Source organism: Klebsiella sp. PL-2018 (genome assembly GCF_019048985.1).
Classification (GTDB): Bacteria; Pseudomonadota; Gammaproteobacteria; order Enterobacterales; family Enterobacteriaceae; genus Klebsiella; species Klebsiella michiganensis.
Genome location: NZ_CP077673.1, coordinates 4,317,665 through 4,334,487 on the forward strand (window position 1 = coordinate 4,317,665; position 16,823 = coordinate 4,334,487).

The 16,823-nt window shown below is 53.5% G+C and carries 11 protein-coding genes and 1 pseudogene; 8 read left to right on the top strand and 4 right to left on the bottom strand.

Translation table 11 applies throughout. From position 1 onward, the window contains the following. Positions 1-251 precede the first annotated feature (251 nt). The gene (gene purM / locus MKleb_RS20215; RefSeq protein ID WP_004853107.1) at positions 252-1,289 is read left to right on the top strand and encodes a phosphoribosylformylglycinamidine cyclo-ligase; all 1,038 of its coding nucleotides are present in this window, start codon (positions 252-254) and stop codon (positions 1,287-1,289) included. Next, positions 1,286-1,927 (top strand): phosphoribosylglycinamide formyltransferase, encoded by a 642-nt coding sequence (gene purN / locus MKleb_RS20220; protein ID WP_014230347.1) that lies wholly within the window; start codon positions 1,286-1,288, stop codon positions 1,925-1,927. The genes purM and purN overlap by 4 nt, the downstream gene beginning before the upstream one ends. 43 nt (positions 1,928-1,970) lie before the next feature. Here the strand turns inward: purN and MKleb_RS20225 are convergent. After that, positions 1,971-3,330, bottom strand: a pseudogene (locus tag MKleb_RS20225) (glycoside hydrolase family 28 protein). 422 nt (positions 3,331-3,752) lie between these two features. Here MKleb_RS20225 and MKleb_RS20230 point away from each other — a divergent pair. Further along, positions 3,753-5,207, top strand: coding sequence for an MFS transporter (locus tag MKleb_RS20230; RefSeq protein WP_025106613.1), 1,455 nt, complete (start codon positions 3,753-3,755; stop codon positions 5,205-5,207). Then, positions 5,182-6,279 carry a beta-galactosidase BglB gene (locus tag MKleb_RS20235; RefSeq protein WP_025106612.1) on the top strand — a complete coding sequence of 366 codons (1,098 nt, stop codon included), beginning with the start codon at positions 5,182-5,184 and terminating at the stop codon, positions 6,277-6,279. Before MKleb_RS20230 ends, MKleb_RS20235 begins: the two co-directional genes overlap by 26 nt. Positions 6,280-6,282: 3 nt before the next feature. Here MKleb_RS20235 and MKleb_RS20240 read toward each other — a convergent pair whose 3' ends face one another. Next, the gene (locus tag MKleb_RS20240) at positions 6,283-7,956 is read right to left on the bottom strand and encodes a hypothetical protein (RefSeq protein WP_217076157.1); all 1,674 of its coding nucleotides are present in this window, start codon (positions 7,954-7,956) and stop codon (positions 6,283-6,285) included. Positions 7,957-8,133: 177 nt separating this feature from the next. Here MKleb_RS20240 and ppk1 point away from each other — a divergent pair, with 177 nt between their 5' ends. Together ppk1 and ppx are read left to right on the top strand one after the other, a co-directional pair. Beyond that, entirely contained in the window at positions 8,134-10,194 is a 2,061-nt protein-coding gene (gene ppk1, locus MKleb_RS20245; RefSeq protein ID WP_217076159.1) for a polyphosphate kinase 1, read from the top strand. Positions 10,195-10,197: 3 nt separating this feature from the next. Next, complete coding sequence (gene ppx / locus MKleb_RS20250; protein WP_004853121.1) at positions 10,198-11,739, top strand: exopolyphosphatase; 1,542 nt, start codon at positions 10,198-10,200, stop codon at positions 11,737-11,739. Between the two features lie 39 nt (positions 11,740-11,778). On the opposite strand, the gene MKleb_RS20255 is transcribed toward ppx, so the two are convergent. Beyond that, complete coding sequence (locus tag MKleb_RS20255) at positions 11,779-13,998, bottom strand: EAL domain-containing protein (RefSeq protein WP_025106610.1); 2,220 nt, start codon at positions 13,996-13,998, stop codon at positions 11,779-11,781. Positions 13,999-14,368: 370 nt separating this feature from the next. On the opposite strand from MKleb_RS20255, the gene MKleb_RS20260 reads away from it, so the two are divergent. Continuing rightward, on the top strand, positions 14,369-14,560 hold the full coding sequence (locus tag MKleb_RS20260) for a YfgG family protein (protein ID WP_009654356.1): 192 nt from the start codon (positions 14,369-14,371) through the stop codon (positions 14,558-14,560). 14 nt (positions 14,561-14,574) lie between these two features. Here the strand turns inward: MKleb_RS20260 and MKleb_RS20265 are convergent, their stop codons facing one another. Then, positions 14,575-15,462, bottom strand: a complete 888-nt coding sequence (locus tag MKleb_RS20265; RefSeq protein WP_014230353.1) for a LysR family transcriptional regulator — start codon at positions 15,460-15,462, stop codon at positions 14,575-14,577. 98 nt (positions 15,463-15,560) lie between these two features. Between MKleb_RS20265 and MKleb_RS20270 the strand changes: the two genes are divergently transcribed. Further along, a complete protein-coding gene (locus tag MKleb_RS20270) occupies positions 15,561-16,757 on the top strand; it encodes an MFS transporter (RefSeq protein ID WP_025106609.1) in 1,197 nt (398 codons plus the stop codon). Positions 16,758-16,823 lie beyond the last annotated feature (66 nt).

A 16,823-nucleotide genomic window follows, 5' to 3' on the forward strand; every position in this document is an offset into this window, starting at 1 on the left:
CAGAATCCATCACATTCGCGGTTTATCTCTCCAGGAATCAGGAAAGAAACCGGTTTCACTGGCATGATGATTATTCCCGACAACGCTGGCAAGCAGAAGAATGTACCCGGTTTCATTTTCGTGAACAGTATCAAATTTGCGCACTTAACGGCCGTTTTACATCGGCTGCAAAGCAGGCTCGCAAACGTTTGCTATCCCTGTTAGAATTGCGCCGTTTTTTATTGCTACCGCAAACGCGTGGAGACTTCGCAGTGACCGATAAAACCTCTCTCAGCTATAAAGATGCCGGCGTGGATATTGATGCAGGCAACGCTCTCGTCGACCGTATTAAGGGCGTGGTGAAGAAAACCCGCCGCCCGGAAGTGATGGGTGGACTGGGCGGATTCGGCGCGCTGTGCGCGCTGCCGCAGAAGTATCGCGAACCGGTTCTGGTCTCCGGCACCGACGGCGTCGGCACCAAGCTGCGTCTGGCGATGGACCTCAAGCGTCACGACACTATCGGTATCGACCTGGTCGCTATGTGCGTAAACGACCTCGTGGTTCAGGGCGCAGAGCCGCTGTTCTTCCTTGATTACTACGCGACCGGCAAACTGGATGTCGATACTGCGTCGAGCGTAATCAGCGGCATTGCCGAAGGTTGTCTGCAGTCAGGCTGCGCGCTGGTGGGCGGCGAGACGGCGGAAATGCCGGGCATGTACCACGGCGAAGATTATGACGTGGCCGGTTTCTGCGTTGGGGTGGTAGAAAAATCAGAAATTATCGACGGCAGCAAAGTGGCCGATGGCGACGTGCTGGTGGCGCTGGCTTCCAGCGGCCCGCACTCTAACGGCTACTCTCTGGTGCGCAAAATTATCGAAGTCAGCGGCGTTGACCCGCAAACCACCGATCTCAACGGTAAGCCGCTGGCCGACCATCTGCTGGCGCCGACCCGCATTTATGTGAAATCCGTACTCGACCTGATCGCCAACGTTGACGTGCACGCCATCGCCCACCTGACCGGCGGCGGCTTCTGGGAAAACATCCCGCGCGTGCTGCCGGACAACACCCAGGCGGTCATTGATGAATCCTCCTGGCAGTGGCCGGACGTGTTCAACTGGCTGCAAACCGCGGGTAACGTTAGCAGCCACGAAATGTATCGCACCTTTAACTGCGGCGTCGGCATGGTCATCGCGCTGCCGGCGGAAGCGGCGGATAAAGCCATTGCCTTCCTGAACGACAAAGGTGAAAGCGCGTGGAAAATAGGGTATATCAAAGCCTCTGATTCCGAACAGCGTGTGGTCATTGAATGAAAAACATCGTGGTGCTGATTTCCGGTAACGGTAGCAACCTGCAGGCGATTATTGACGCCTGCGCCCGGAAAAAAATCAACGGCACCCTGCGTGCAGTCTTCAGCAACAAGGCCGACGCGTTCGGCCTTGAGCGCGCACGCGCGGCCAATATTCCGGCTCACGCGCTCGCCGCCAGCCAGTTTGCCAACCGGGAAGCTTTCGACCGAGAGCTGATGCACGAGATCGATGCTTACGCGCCGGATCTGGTGGTTCTCGCCGGCTACATGCGTATTCTTAGCCCGGCTTTTGTCGCCCACTACCAGGGGCGCATGCTGAATATCCACCCTTCCCTGCTGCCAAAATATCCGGGGCTGCACACCCATCGTCAGGCGCTGGAAAATGGCGATGAGGAGCACGGGACGTCGGTGCATTTTGTGACCGATGAGCTGGACGGAGGTCCGGTGGTTCTGCAGGCAAAGGTACCGGTTTTCGCTGAAGATACCGAGGACGACATTACCGCCCGCGTACAGGCGCAGGAACACGATATCTATCCCCTTGCTATCAGCTGGTTTGTCGACGGCCGCCTGCGCGCGGAAGGAAACGAAGCCTGGCTTGATGATGTTCCTCTTCCACCGCAGGGATATGCGGCAGAAGAGTAAACTTCCCCGCCTCTGGCGTCCGCTGGAGGCGTTTTTCATTAGCTCAGGTTTCCCGCACGGATGACCGCTCGCATTTTTCCAGACACAGCGCTTGCGTATTCCAGCCTGCCGGTAGGGGAACTGGACGCTGCCAATCAAGTTCTGTGATGACTAAATCGGAAACCCCCTGCGCAAACAGGACGGGTAGCCCTCCGGGATAGGGTTCGACTCCCCAGGCCTTTCCCGTTTCTGGGTTGAGGCACCAGGCGTTATCGATACCCATTCCTGTTGGCGAAAAAGGATTACACGGCGGACGAATATCATAATTCCCCTGCCAACCGTGGCAATGCAGTCGCTGGGTAAGCTGAATACTCTCGAGTCGTATTCGGTTGATCATGGAAGGGGTTTCACTGTGCATATTGATGGCGCCTTCACATTCTCCGCAAAGCCCACGAAACTGGATTTGCGTAATCTCACCGGGCTCGATCTGCGGATTCCTGCGGCGCGCGGAGAGGAAAATCGGGTCCGCCTCCCCCCAGTGACAGGCTGGCGCCGCCACACACTCAAAAGTCATGCTGGTAAAGAGCATTCTTCGTAGCCGACCGCCATCTCGTGAAATCAGGCCGATACCGCGATTCGAATCATAGATAGTGCAGTTGCTGACCACAATATCTTCAATATCTTGCCAGGTTTCCGTGCCGATTTTAAAAGCACAGCTTTTTGAGCGCAGGGTACAATTGACGATCGTCACCTGACGTAGAGGACGTTGGATAGCCGCCGGTTTATCGGTGGTTTTCAGACAAATTGCATCGTCCGCCGCACTAAAAAAACTATTAGCAACGTGTACCTGCTGACAGCTATCGATATCCAGCGCATCAGTATTTGCCATTGTCAGATCGTTATCGACGGTAATGCCATCAATCACCACCTGTGAACATGAAACAAGATGAATTGTCCACATCGGCGCATGGTGTATACAGATATTTTCCAGCCTGACCCGCTGGCAATTTTCCAGAAGAATCATGCGCGGCCGCTGTTCGGCGGGCGTGCGATAGCCCATATCATCAACCGATGAGGAGAACCAACCATCGGCATTACCGTAAATAGTACCGCCCCCACAAATCGAGATATTTTCGGCATCCTGGGCATAGAGGAAAGCCCGGTCTGAGCACTCTGCGCGGCTTAAGGCCACCGCCTGGGTGAAGTCAGCATAATTATCGCTGACGATGAGTTCTGCACCGGGTGACAACCACAGGCAGGTGTTTGACCCCATGCGTAACCCGCCAAGGTAATATTTTCCACTTTCCACCACCAGCGTACCGCCGCCCGCTTGCGATAAGGTATCCAGCGCTTTTTGAAAAAATCTCAGTGTCGCGAGTAATACCATCTGCGTGCGGGCGCCAGTTTGAAAGAAAAATGTTCATAGGATTTCCTGAGATGAAATGGGAATGCTATCTGAACACAGTCATTATCGATCGCCGTAGGGCAAAACAGCATCGACATAAGTAATCTGTCGCCGTTCTCACAACGTCCTTTTTTCCCGCAGTTCATCTGTGATTTCGGACACATTTCTTCTCGCTCCTTCCGCAGAAATAGCGATGGCTATCACATTTCATTTTTTCGCCCGTCCTAATACTGCCGGCCATATCACGCTATTTATTTCATTTAATCCGCTTTCTCCGCCCCGCTCTCAGTTCTTAACAAAAGCGCCTTAATGACGATTCCGCAAAATTTTCACCTCTTTTACTGTGCTACTTCCTCTTTACTGACAGAAGAGACAGGAAAAATGACGAGGACAGTAACGGCACCACGGGAAGTAAAAACACGCAATATTCTCTGCTGGGGGATGGGCGATATCTTCGGCAGCGGGGCAATGACGATCACCGGGCTTTGGCTGCTTTATTTTTATATTGAAGTGGCGGGCCTTTCTCCCGCCGCCGCCGCATCCATCTTTGCGATCGCCAAAATTTGGGATGGCATCACCGACCCGATCATGGGTTATATCACCGACAATATTCGCACGCGCTGGGGGCGACGCCGAATATTCTTTATTATCGGCGCGCCGCTCTCCTTTTGCTTTGCCCTGATGTGGGTAAGCGGTTTTGGCTATTCCTGGTATCTTGGTACTTATTTGTTATTCAGCACCGTTTTTACCCTCTTGATGGTGCCCTACGATACGCTGCCTGCGGAGATGACCTCGCGTTACGATCTGCGTTCAAAAATGTCTGGCGCGCGGATGCTATTTGCCCAGGCGACAGCGTTTTTATCTGCACTTATCCCAGGACAAATTTTGGCGCACGTCGCCGATAAATCGCAGGCATTTTTATATATCGGCCTGGTCTTTTCCGTACTCTTCGCCCTACCGTGGATCTTCGTTTGGCGGGGAACCTGGGAACGGGAGAATCTCCCGCCGCCTTCGACTCAGCGCGGGATGGGGAAAACAATTATTTCGCTGTATCGAGAAATGGCTTCAACTTTCCGTTTACGTACTTTTCGCATTCACATCATGATGTACGTTGGCGGAGCCGTCGCCCTGGATATTTTCGGCTCGCTGTTTATGCACTATCTTACATATGTACTTCAGGTCGGCGCATCCTTAGCTTCCCAGGCAATGAGCCTGATGACGCTATTTCAATTTTTTGCCATCCCTTTCTTTACCTGGCTTTGTATTCGCATCGGCAACGGCAACGCCTACAAACTGGCAATTGCACTGATTATGTGCGCTCTACTGTGGTTCAGCCAGCTTTCCGCCTCCATTAGCCATTTATCAGGGTTCTTATTCGGCGGGGCCATCGTGATGGGCATCGCACGCGGCGGAACCTATCTTATCCCATGGAACGTCTACAACTTTTTACCTGATGTGGATGAAGCTTATACCGGCGTCAGACGTGAAGGCATTTACGCGGGCGTCATGATGCTAACGCGCAAATTTTCCCAGGCCCTGGCCCTGTTTATTGTTGGACTGGCGCTGGAGGCGTTTGGCTTTACCAAAGGCGCAGAGTCGCAAGATGCCGCCGCGCTAAACGGCATCTGGTGGGTATTCCTTATCGGACCGGGTTTACTCACTCTGCTGGCGATGTACGGCGCGTTTCGCTTTCGTCTAAGCCAGGAGTGTCATAAGACGCTTACCTTCGAGCTAGAGCGTCTGCGGTCTGGCGGTAAACCCGAAGATGCATCAACGCAGGTACGACAAACCGTAGAGTTACTTACCGGGCATCCGCATATGAATACCCACTGGCAGCATACAGCTGAAACGACAGCGCAAAGGAATCACTATGTCGCAGAAAATAAGCCATCCTGAAATCATCCGTCTTATCGAAAAACTGATCGATAGCCTCACCGCAATTCAGGATGACAATGGTCAATTCCTGCAGCGCCTGCCTGACGGGCGCGTGATTGATACAAAAGGCTGGGCTGGATGGGAATGGACACATGGTATCGGCTTGTTTGGTCTCTACCGCTACCATGAACTTACCGGCTCATCTCGCGCCAGGCAGATTATTGACGACTGGTTCAGCGCCCGTTTCGCCGAAGGAACGCCGGAGAAGAATATTAATACCGCGATCCCTTTTTTGACGCTTTCCAGTCGCTACCAGCAGGACGCTCGTCACGAATGGCGCGCGTATCTGGAAGTGTGGGGTGATGCGCTTTATCGTCAGATTCCGCGCACTGATGAAGGCTGCATGCAGCATGTCACCTACGAAAACGCGCATTATCAGCAAATCTGGGATGACACCTTGATGATGGCGGTCCTGCCTCTGGCCAGGATTGGGCTTTTATTGCAAAAACCTTACTGGGTAGAAGAAGCAAAATTTCAATTTCTACAGCACATTCACTACCTTACGGATAGAAAAAGTGGTTTATGGTTTCACGGCTGGAATTTCGACGGCAGGCATCATTTTGCCGGTGCCCGATGGGCTCGTGGCAATAGCTGGATAACACTGGCGATTCCTGAACTACTGGAAATGCTCAATCTTGATGAGCATGACGCCTTCTATCGCCAGCTCTGTAACATCCTGCAGGGCCAGGTATCCGCCCTCGCCCGCTGTCAATGTGAAAACGGGCTATGGCCGACGCTATTAGATGATGCAACAAGCTACGCTGAAGCCTCAGCAACAGGGGGATTTGCAGCCGGTATCCTGAAAGCGATACGTCTCGGCTACCTGGACGACAGCTATCTACCCGTTGCCGAACGAGCAATCGCAGGCATTATTGAGCATATCTCGCCGGAGGGAGAATTAACCCAGGTTTCATTTGGCACGGCAATGGGACACGACCTTGACCATTACCGACGAATCCCCCTAACTGCGATGCCATATGGCCAGGCGCTGGCGATGCTCAGCCTGGTCGAGGCTTTATACCGCACGCGTTAATACCTAATGCCTGAGTGCCGATAGTTCGCTACTCAGGCTATCAGCCAGGCTACGAACCCGACCCGCATCGAACATGATATAAAACCCAGGCGATGCTTCGTTCATCTGCTGGCAAAGCATCTCCATTTCGGATGCCCCCTGATACAACGCCTGCACGTTGATATGGCAGATTTCTCTCATACTCCAGCTATTCTCCACCTCACGAGCAAAATGCAGCGTAAAAAAAGCTTTCTGTGCATGCGTGAACAGCTGACAGTAGAGTGCGAGCCCCCGCCATTCATTCTGCCAGAGCCGATAGAGCGCCGTGGGAAACGCGGCATTCTCGGCAAACTCCAGCGCCTGCGCGCATAGCTTCAGGGCATCTGCCGCTACCTCATCCTTCTCTTGCGCAATTCGCGTGAGGTTTTCCATCGATATTTGCGGATTGTCACGCGTGAAGTGGATATCCTGGGCCGACCCCGGCAGCCAGTGATTACGCGCCAGCTGGCTGTACAAACTCCTTACTGCCTGACCATAGCTTTCCGGTAGCTGACTATGGCGGTGAAAAACGTGATCGCGAACATAAATCGCCTGGTAAAGCACCTCCGTTGCCTGCTCAAGTAGCTGCTGAAAACGGCGGGCGACTGTAACATCGGGGCACCAGCCGTAACGCTCAGCCAGCCAGAGATCCAACAGCTGCTCCTGGGTCTTTCCCGCACCATGACCTAACAGCTGGCTACAGGCAAACAGATTGCATTCGCTTAACGTTTCCGGTATCCAGTGGTTATCAACGCTCTCCCAACTGGTTTTGCATATCGCACCGGTGATTCTGGGATTCGCGCTTTGGCACCACAGCAGTCGGCCTTTTAACTCATCAATGCGCAAGAAAGGCATAACGCCCCAGCCCACCTCTTCGCCTGCTAAATCAATATCAACCCAGACGTCTCGCATAGTGACCTGAAGCAGTGCGGGATTATTTGGAAATGCTGGCCAGAAACGTTCTGGCGTTAACTTGATCGATACCGAAACGCTTGGCGGAAGCGGCTCGATAGCATCGAGAACGGTACCAAGATCATCATTACTTGCAGGGAAAACCCGCAAAACCAGATGTTTATTTTGTGCGGTAACCACCTGGCTGAGCGCTTGAAAACAACGGCGATAGAGCACAAAGCTTTGCGACGGTTGCCGGGTATTTTCAGGCTCATCCCTGGCGTTTATATCCCATTTAGGGCGCGTAATCGGCAATAAACCATCGGTGCTGGAAAGCGCAATAATTAGCCCTGTTAAAGCTGGAATTCCCTGACAAACGCCGCGAATTTTGTCTGTCAGCCAGCGGCTCCAGAAATCCACATCAAAAAGGATCCCTTGCTGGTTATCCAGTAGATACTTATGCGACAACAGCAATTCCGTTGGGAAATCCAGCTCTTTTGCCTGTAAATAAAATCGCAGCCCCTGTTCGCGGCAATACATGGCGAGACGATTAAGGTAGATACAGCGCGCTCTCTGCTGGCTGGAAACGCTATCGTTATAGTGAAAAGGCGTATATCCCTTCGGGGACACCAGCTTACCGAAGAGATCTGCCTGCCCCACCACGATAGTATTAAAGCCATGCTGAGAGGCATACCTGACCAGATTGCATACCGATGACCAGTTCCATATATCCTGATTATTCAGTTCTAACGCTCGCGTCTCCCACATGGTTTTGCTCCTGAATCTCACCTTGCCTTGAACATAACGTAAGTCGCGAAAATCGTCTGTTTTTCTTCGCTATATACTGAAAGAAAACAGTCATACTTCTTTGACATAATTGGACATTCAGTGGCAAAGCTCGCCATAATGAAATAGCAACATACATCTACCGGAGTGTGAGCTGTAATGGGCCAGGAAAAGCTATACATCGAAAAAGAACTCAGCTGGTTATCCTTTAACGAGCGAGTACTTCAGGAAGCGGCGGACAAAAGCAACCCGCTGATCGGGCGCATGCGCTTTTTAGGGATTTACTCCAATAACCTCGATGAATTTTATAAAGTGCGCTTTGCCGAGCTGAAGCGCCGCATCATCATCAGCGAAGAACAAGGCAGTACCGCACACTCTCGCCATCTGCTGGGCAAAATTCAGGCCCGCGTGCTCAAGGCCGATCAGGAGTTTGACGGCTTATACAACGAGCTGCTGTTGGAAATGGCGCGTAACCAGATTTTCCTGATCAACGAACGCCAGCTCTCCGTCAACCAGCAGTCCTGGCTGCGTAACTACTTCAAGCTGTATCTTCGTCAGCACATCACGCCAATCCTGATTAACCGCGAAACGGATCTGGTGCAGTTCCTGAAGGATGATTACACCTACCTGGCCGTCGAGATTATTCGCGGGGATACCATCAATTACGCGCTGCTTGAAATTCCGTCAGACAAGGTGCCGCGTTTTGTGAACCTGCCGCCGGAAGCGCCTCGCCGCCGCAAGCCGATGATTCTGTTAGATAATATCCTGCGCTACTGCCTGGATGATATCTTCAAGGGCTTTTTTGATTACGACGCGCTGAACGCCTACTCGATGAAAATGACCCGTGACGCCGAATACGATCTGGTGCACGAGATGGAATCGAGCCTGATGGAGCTGATGTCCTCCAGCCTGAAACAGCGCCTGACCGCCGAGCCGGTGCGCTTCGTTTATCAGCGCGATATGCCCGACGCGATGGTCGAAATGCTGCGCGATAAGCTCTCCATCTCCAACTACGATTCAATGCTGCCGGGCGGTCGTTACCACAACTTTAAAGACTTTATCGGCTTCCCGAACGTCGGCAAAGCCAATCTGGTCAACAAACCGATGCCGCGTCTGCGTCATCTGTGGTTTGATAAATTCCGCAACGGCTTTGACGCAATCCGCGAACGCGACGTGCTGCTTTACTACCCGTACCATACGTTTGAACACGTCCTTGAGCTGCTGCGCCAGGCCTCTTTCGACCCAAGCGTGCTGGCTATCAAAATCAACATCTACCGCGTCGCGAAAGATTCACGGATTATCGACTCGATGATTCACGCCGCCCACAACGGTAAGAAAGTGACGGTGGTCGTGGAGCTGCAGGCGCGTTTCGATGAAGAAGCCAATATTCATTGGGCTAAACGCCTGACCGAAGCTGGCGTGCACGTTATCTTCTCCGCGCCGGGCCTCAAGATCCACGCCAAGCTGTTCCTGGTTTCGCGCAAAGAGGGCGATGAAGTCGTGCGCTATGCGCATATCGGCACCGGCAACTTCAACGAAAAAACCGCGCGTCTTTACACCGACTACTCGCTGCTGACCGCCGATGCGCGCATCACCAATGAAGTCCGCCGGGTATTTAACTTTATCGAAAACCCCTACCGCCCGGTCAGCTTCGATTATCTGCTGGTGTCGCCGCAAAACTCGCGTCGCCTGCTTTATGAGATGATCGATCGTGAAATCGCCAACGCGCAAAATGGTCAGCCGTCGGGCATTATGCTGAAGCTGAACAACCTGGTCGATAAGGGGCTGGTAGACCGTCTCTACGCCGCTTCCAGCTCCGGCGTGCCGGTTAATTTGCTTATTCGCGGTATGTGCTCGCTGATCCCCGGTCTGGAAGGAATCAGCGAAAATATTCGCGTGACCAGCATTGTTGACCGTTTCCTTGAGCATGACCGCGTTTATTGCTTTGAAAACGGCGGCGATAAGCAGGTTTGGCTATCGTCCGCGGACTGGATGACGCGCAATATTGACTATCGTATCGAAGTGGCCGCGCCGCTGCTGGATCCGCGCCTGAAACAGCGGGTGCTGGATATTTTCGATCTCCTCTTCAACGATACGGTGAAAGCACGCTATCTTGATAAAGAACTGAGTAATCGCTACGTGCCGCGCGGCAATCGCCGCAAAGTGCGCGCACAGATGGCGATATACGACTACCTCAAATCACTTGAACAGCCCGATTAACCTATGCCAATAAACGAAAATGCCCCTCGGCCGCAGGAGTTCGCTGCGGTCGACCTCGGTTCGAACAGTTTTCATATGGTGATCGCCCGTGTCGTTGACGGGGCAATGCAGATCATCGGTCGTCTGAAGCAGCGCGTACATCTGGCCGACGGCCTGGATGAAAACTCTGTACTGAGCGAAGAGGCTATTGCGCGCGGGCTGAACTGCCTGTCGCTGTTCGCCGAGCGCCTGCAGGGTTTTGACCCATCAAGCGTCTGTATCGTCGGCACGCACACGCTGCGCCAGGCGACAAACGCCGCAGAGTTCCTCAAGCGCGCGGAGCAGGTCATCCCCTACCCGATCGAAATCATTCCCGGCAACGAAGAAGCGCGTCTGATTTTTATGGGCGTGGAGCACACGCAGCCGGAGCGAGGCCGTAAGCTGGTCATCGATATCGGCGGCGGCTCTACCGAGCTGGTTATCGGCGAGGATTTCGAGCCTCGTCTGGTGGAAAGCCGCCGTATGGGCTGCGTGAGCTTCTCTCAGGCCTACTTTGCTGGCGGCGTCATCAACAAAGAGAATTTCCAGCGCGCGCGTCTTTCCGCCGTGCAGAAGCTGGAAACTCTGGCCTGGCAGTTCCGCATCCAGGGGTGGAACGTCGCTCTGGGCGCATCGGGCACCATTAAAGCCGCTCACGAAGTGCTGGTGGCCATGGGCGAGAAAGACGGCTTCATCACTCCCGAGCGCCTCGAGATGCTGGTCGAAGAGCTGCTGAAGTATAAAAACTTCGACTCGCTAAGCCTGCCCGGGCTGTCTGAAGATCGGAAAGCCGTTTTTGCGCCCGGTCTGGCTATCCTGTGCGGGGTGTTTGACGCGCTGGCGATTAAAGAGCTGCGCTTGTCCGACGGCGCGCTGCGCGAAGGCGTACTGTACGAGATGGAAGGACGTTTCCGTCACCAGGATATCCGTAGCCGCACCGCGCAGAGCCTGGCGAACCAGTACAATATCGATCGCGAGCAGGCGCGTCGGGTGCTGGAGACCACCACGCATATTTATGAGCAATGGCAGGAGCAGAATCCCAAGCTCGCGAACCCCCATCTGGCGGCGCTGCTGAAATGGGCGACCATGCTGCATGAAGTCGGCTTGAATATTAACCACAGCGGCATGCACCGTCATTCGGCTTATATCCTGCAAAACAGCGATCTGCCGGGCTTTAATCAGGAACAGCAGATGCTGATGGCCACCTTAGTTCGCTATCACCGTAAAGCGATTAAGCTGGATGATTTACCGCGTTTCACGCTGTTTAAGAAGAAGCAGTTTCTGCCGTTAATTCAGCTGCTGCGCCTTGGCGTGCTGCTGAATAACCAGCGTCAGGCAACGACAACGCCGCCGAGCCTTACGCTGAAAACCGAGGCAAACCACTGGACGCTGACCTTCCCGCACGACTGGTTTAGCCAGAATGCGCTGGTGCTGCTCGACCTGGAAAAAGAGCAGGAATACTGGGAAGGGGTACCTGACTGGTGGCTGAAAATCAGCGAAGAAGAGAAGCCTGACGCGGCAAGCTAGTTTCGCGCATATGGGCCGGACGTCCGGCCCATTCGCTTATCAATCCTCAACCAGCGCCTCAAGCGGGGCCGGTTTGCCGATATCATAGCCCTGCATATAATCAATCCCCAGCGAAACCACAGCCTGCCGAATCTCGGGCGTTTCGACATATTCGGCCACCACCTGCATATTTTTCATCCTCGCCAGAAGGCAAATAGAGGCAACGGCCTGATAGTCCAGACTGCTGGTCACCAGATTACGAATAAAACTACCGTCGATTTTCAGCAGATCCGCATTCATCGTTTTCAGCCGCGCGTAGCTGGCATAGCCGGTGCCAAAGTCATCAATCGCTACCCGACAGCCCAGGTCCTGAAGCTGCGCCAGGGTTTTCCGCGCCTGCTCGGGATTGGTCAGTGAATGGTTCTCCGTCAGCTCAAAAATAATCTGCCAGGGCTCAATGTCATAATGCTCCAGCAGCGTTTTTACCTGCTGATGAAAATAGCTGTTACTCACTGAAAACGGCGAGATATTTATCGCCAGGCGCATTCCAGGAAGCTTTTTGCGCCGCTTGTCCATAAAGATCAGCGTATGTTCGAGGACCCAGCTATCGATACGCGCCGACAGTCCAAACTCGTGCGCCACCGGTAAAAAGACATCCGGCATGATGATTTCATCGTTGTCGTTCAGCATTCTCAGCAGAACTTCATGATAGCTATCCCCCCGGATGCCGACGATCGGTTGTGCCATCAGAACGAAGCGATCGTGCTCCAGCGCCTTCACCAGCTGATTCATTATCATGACTTTGTCTTTCAGCTCCTGCTGCGTATTAATGGCGCCGCGACGCTGTAAATTTTCAGGACTTCCGGTCGCCAGGGAAAGGTCAGCCGCGCCGCTGAGTTCTCCAAGCAGTAAATGCAGATGCATCACCGGAGAGCGAACGTTGCAATAGCTGAATCCCACGGGCGGCTGCAGCGGCATACCGTTCCAGACAAAGCGAAACTTTTTGAGATGGTCAAACAGCAGGGGGACTCGCTGCTGATGGTCTTCACTGTGCAGATGGATAACCAGCTCGTGCCCGGCCATCTGATAGATATCCTCCCCGGGCTGCAATAGATCGCCAAGCGACTCGGCCAGCAGCTGCTTGTACTGAATGCGCAACAGAACGCCGTAATGGCGGCCCAATATTTCCAGCTCGGGAATGCGTAAGAAGCACAGTACTGACCAGGAGGATTTATTTAACGCCCGGCTCAGCGCGCGGATATTGGGCAAGCGTACAACCGGATCAATGAAGGCCATCCGCCGCATACGCGCATAAAAAATTCTCTGCTGCGTCGCCAGCATCGCCATATAGGCGATAATAAATGAAAACACCAGATAGCTTGAGGAGATAATAGCCAGCTGATTACTGTAAATCGGTGAATGCGGGAGATATTGATAATGAAAGTGGATAATAACAATTAATATAGGGGACCAGACCAATGAAATGAAGCGATAGCCAAAACGCATCGCCCCCCACAGCATCACCGGCATAAGCAAGGACAAGGTATAATTTGTACTAAAAATAGTGCTCGTACTACTTAGCGGCATTAATAGCAAAACTAATAAAATTAACAGCACTACCGCCCATAAAATAAACTCAAAGTACTTTATTTTCGGATCGATCTGCAGGCGAATCTGAGAAACAAAACCCCGAATATAGAGCGGGTTGCGGATAATTCGAATCAGAAAGTAGCATAGCGGCACGCCGGTCAGGCATCCGGCCATCAGGGCCTGAAAGGTGATAAGCGAACGCAAACTTAAGGGGTTGACCCCGATCAACCCGGTCGCGCGAGGATGGATCCCCAAATACTCGGCGAGCTGGGAAAGGATAAGAAAGATCAGCGATGGCAGCAACATTTGCCAGAACAATCGCTGAGGCATCAGTCGCACATTGCCATGCGAGATTTGCTGTCTTCGCGGGACAAAAACGCGATACCCGCCCCAGCAAAGGACGGTCGGAATAAGAAAATGGAAAATCACGCCGATGGAATCTTCCAGCGCCATGCCGCGCGTAATGGAAAGCAGCAAACCGACAACGATCCCCGGTAAAGCAGCCCAGCCGAAAAACAGCATCAGGCTCAGCACTAACGCCAGAGGTAAATAGTAAAGATAAACTTCATTACCATTCAGTACAGCAACGGTGTTCGCCCATCTTGCCAGGGGGAGTAAAAGGATGGGTAAGATGAGCGGCAGCGACCACCATTTATCCCGATATCGTCTGTAAAGTTTAATAATGTTCATAGATGCTCTACGGATAACCCTAAATCCTGCAGGGTATATTCAGGCAGGCATCCAACCAACCGTCATAATCGCGCAAGGAATAACAACGCGGAACTGGCTGGTGATTTTAGTTGTCGGTGAGAATAGACGATTGATATAAATCAAAAAATCACGTCGCTAATATTAATAATGTCTTTTTTTTAACATCAATTTGCGATAAGCAGAAAGCATGTAAATACGAGGATTATCTTATATAACATTAATTAATGTTTTACCCCTGGGATTTTTACATCCTCATCAATTGACCCTTCCGCGTTACTGTGCCTTAATACGCACATCGCCCATCCTTTGGGTATACTTTAAGGAACCTTTTGTGAGTCAGGCACCCAGTATGCGTAAACGACATCGATTTAACCGTCGCATGACCCGTATCGTACTGCTTATCAGCTTTATCTTCTTCTTTGGACGCTTTGTCTACTCCTCCATCGGTGCCTGGTACCATCATCAGGACAAAAAGCAATCGCAGCAATCCACTATCACCGTTGAACCTTCAGATCCGCTAAAAACGCCGGTACAAAAATAAGCGCGGTACGCTGTTCAGCAACCGGCCTGAGAGAGCAAACGCAGCACTTCAGCGATGCCTTTGCTGATGATTTTATCCTGCCGCATGACGATGCCTAACTGCCGATACAGGCGCGGAGTCAACGATTGCACGTTCAGGCCGACGCGATCCTGCGGATCCTCTACCGCCATACGCGGCACGATGCTGTATCCCAGCCCCGCTCGCACCATGCGCTTAATCGCCTCAATGCTGCCTAACTGCATGACTGGCACGACCATCAGTCCATTATGGCGAAACCAGCCGTCAATCAGATCCCGGGTTCCGCTCCCCGCTTCAAAAGCAATTAGCGGCAATGATTGCAGAACCTCTGGCGTCAGCGGCGAGGGCAGGTCGTCCTGAGCATCGCTAAAAATACCGACAAACTCTTCATCTAAAACTGGCGTCACCGCCAGGCTGCGTCCGTTCGCCGGAAGCGTACAAAGGCCCAGATCAAGCCGGTTCTCCTCGATAGCCCGAACCACTTCCAGGGTATTGCCAACCGTGACCCTCACCGTCAGCAGAGGGTGATCCTGATGCAGCTTCTGCAGCAGCGGCGGTAACAGGTGGATACAGGCGGTCGCCCCGGTACCCAACGTTATCGAGCCGCTGATTTCTCGATTGAATTCGCTAACCGATTGCACTGCCGCGCCCACCGCCAGTTCAATCCGCTCGCTGTGCGCAAGCAGGGCGATGCCGGCCGCCGTCGCTTTGATGCCTCGTCCTGTTCGCTCAAGCAGTCTGGTTTGGAGAAATTGTTCCAGCTGACGTACCTGCAGACTTACCGCAGGCTGCGACAGCCCCAGCAGGTCAGCTGCGGCGGAAAAGCTTCCGCGCTGTACCACCAGGCGGAACGTCGCCAGATTTCCCAGATTGAGCGTCATCATCACAAAGTTTCTCTTATAAGGGTCATAAATGGACCGGCCTGCCTCCACAATAGCGTGCAGGGTATGCTGCCGACAACAGCGTAACAAAATGGACGATCATGAAAACATCTGCAAAACCACTCTCCGCGCCGGGCGCTGTCACGCTTGCCGCCGGGTGCAACCAGCTAATAAACTGGGGAATCTCATTTTATATGCCCGGCACTTTCGCCAGAGCTATTGCTCAGGAGACCGGCTGGGCCGCAACGGAAATCTACTTTGGCCTGACTATCGCCATGCTGATGATGGCGATGCTCTCCCCGTTTGTCGCCCGGCTACTGGCCCGCTTTGGGGGCCAACGGGTGGTGGTCACGGGTACGCTAATGATTTCAGCGGGCTGCCTGGTAATGGCTTACGTCCAGAGTCTGCCGGGCTGGTTCGCCGCCTGGGTTCTGACCGGCGCCGGGATGCGTCTGGCGCTCTACGACGCGCTGTTCGCCGCGCTGGTGAATATCTATGGGCAAAGCGCCAGATTAACTATCTCGCGCGTGACGCTGGCCGGCGGCCTGGCTTCGGCTCTGTTCTGGCCGCTCGGCGCCGGGTTGTTGACGCAGATGGACTGGCGGCATGCGCTGCTGATTTATGCCCTGTTTGGCCTGCTTAGCGCGATGCTGCTGTGGAAAATGCCAAATCACAGACTGCCGTCACCGAAACGGATAATGCAACGCCAGCGGCTCTCCCACCGCGATAAACGCCCTGCCCTCCTGTACGCGTCGCTGATTGCGCTGGTAACCTTTGTTTCCAACGGTACCTCGACGCATCTCCCCGAGTATATCGCCAGCGTCGGGCTTCCTGTCGCGGTGGGAATGCTGTGGGGGATTGGGCAAACCGGCGCGCGCTTTCTCGAAGTGGCATCCGGTTCTGTCCTTACGCCGTTGCGGCTAACGATACTGACCACCCTGTTGATGCCGCTCTGCTTTGCGCTCGGCCTGAGCGGGCCATATCTGTCGTGGGCGGCCGGCGGATTTGTGCTGGGTTACGGCGCGATCAACGGCCTGACGACCGTATTTAAAGCCACTCTGCCGCTGCAGCTTTTTGCCGCCGAGGATTATGCCCGGCGAACCGGTATTCTGTTGATTCCCGCGCAGCTGCTGGCCGCCGCCTCGCCGTTTGCCTACGCGTGGCTGAATGATCATCTCGGGATAAGGGGCAGTTTAGCGGTTTCCGCCGCGCTGGCCCTGGTGGTGGCAGCTCTGGCGATGGCCATTGCATGGTGTCAGCGGGAGAATACGCCAGCGGCGATTGAAGAACGGGGTTGACAGTAGAAACCCGGTGTATCGGTATTCATCGTCTCAGGGAATGCCGTAATCCGGCGATATTGTTAA

Excerpts from the sequence above, each read along its gene's own strand:
- MKleb_RS20265 (WP_014230353.1), bottom strand. The coding sequence starts at position 15,462 with ATGATGACGCTCAATCTGGGAAATCTGGCGACGTTCCGCCTGGTGGTA.
- MKleb_RS20235 (WP_025106612.1), top strand. The coding sequence starts at position 5,182 with ATGTCGCAGAAAATAAGCCATCCTGAAATCATCCGTCTTATCGAAAAA.
- purN (WP_014230347.1), top strand. The coding sequence starts at position 1,286 with ATGAAAAACATCGTGGTGCTGATTTCCGGTAACGGTAGCAACCTGCAG.
- ppx (WP_004853121.1), top strand. The coding sequence starts at position 10,198 with ATGCCAATAAACGAAAATGCCCCTCGGCCGCAGGAGTTCGCTGCGGTC.
- MKleb_RS20270 (WP_025106609.1), top strand. The coding sequence starts at position 15,561 with ATGAAAACATCTGCAAAACCACTCTCCGCGCCGGGCGCTGTCACGCTT.
- MKleb_RS20230 (WP_025106613.1), top strand. The coding sequence starts at position 3,753 with ATGGGCGATATCTTCGGCAGCGGGGCAATGACGATCACCGGGCTTTGG.
- MKleb_RS20240 (WP_217076157.1), bottom strand. The coding sequence starts at position 7,956 with ATGTGGGAGACGCGAGCGTTAGAACTGAATAATCAGGATATATGGAAC.
- ppk1 (WP_217076159.1), top strand. The coding sequence starts at position 8,134 with ATGGGCCAGGAAAAGCTATACATCGAAAAAGAACTCAGCTGGTTATCC.
- MKleb_RS20260 (WP_009654356.1), top strand. The coding sequence starts at position 14,369 with ATGCGTAAACGACATCGATTTAACCGTCGCATGACCCGTATCGTACTG.
- MKleb_RS20255 (WP_025106610.1), bottom strand. The coding sequence starts at position 13,998 with ATGAACATTATTAAACTTTACAGACGATATCGGGATAAATGGTGGTCG.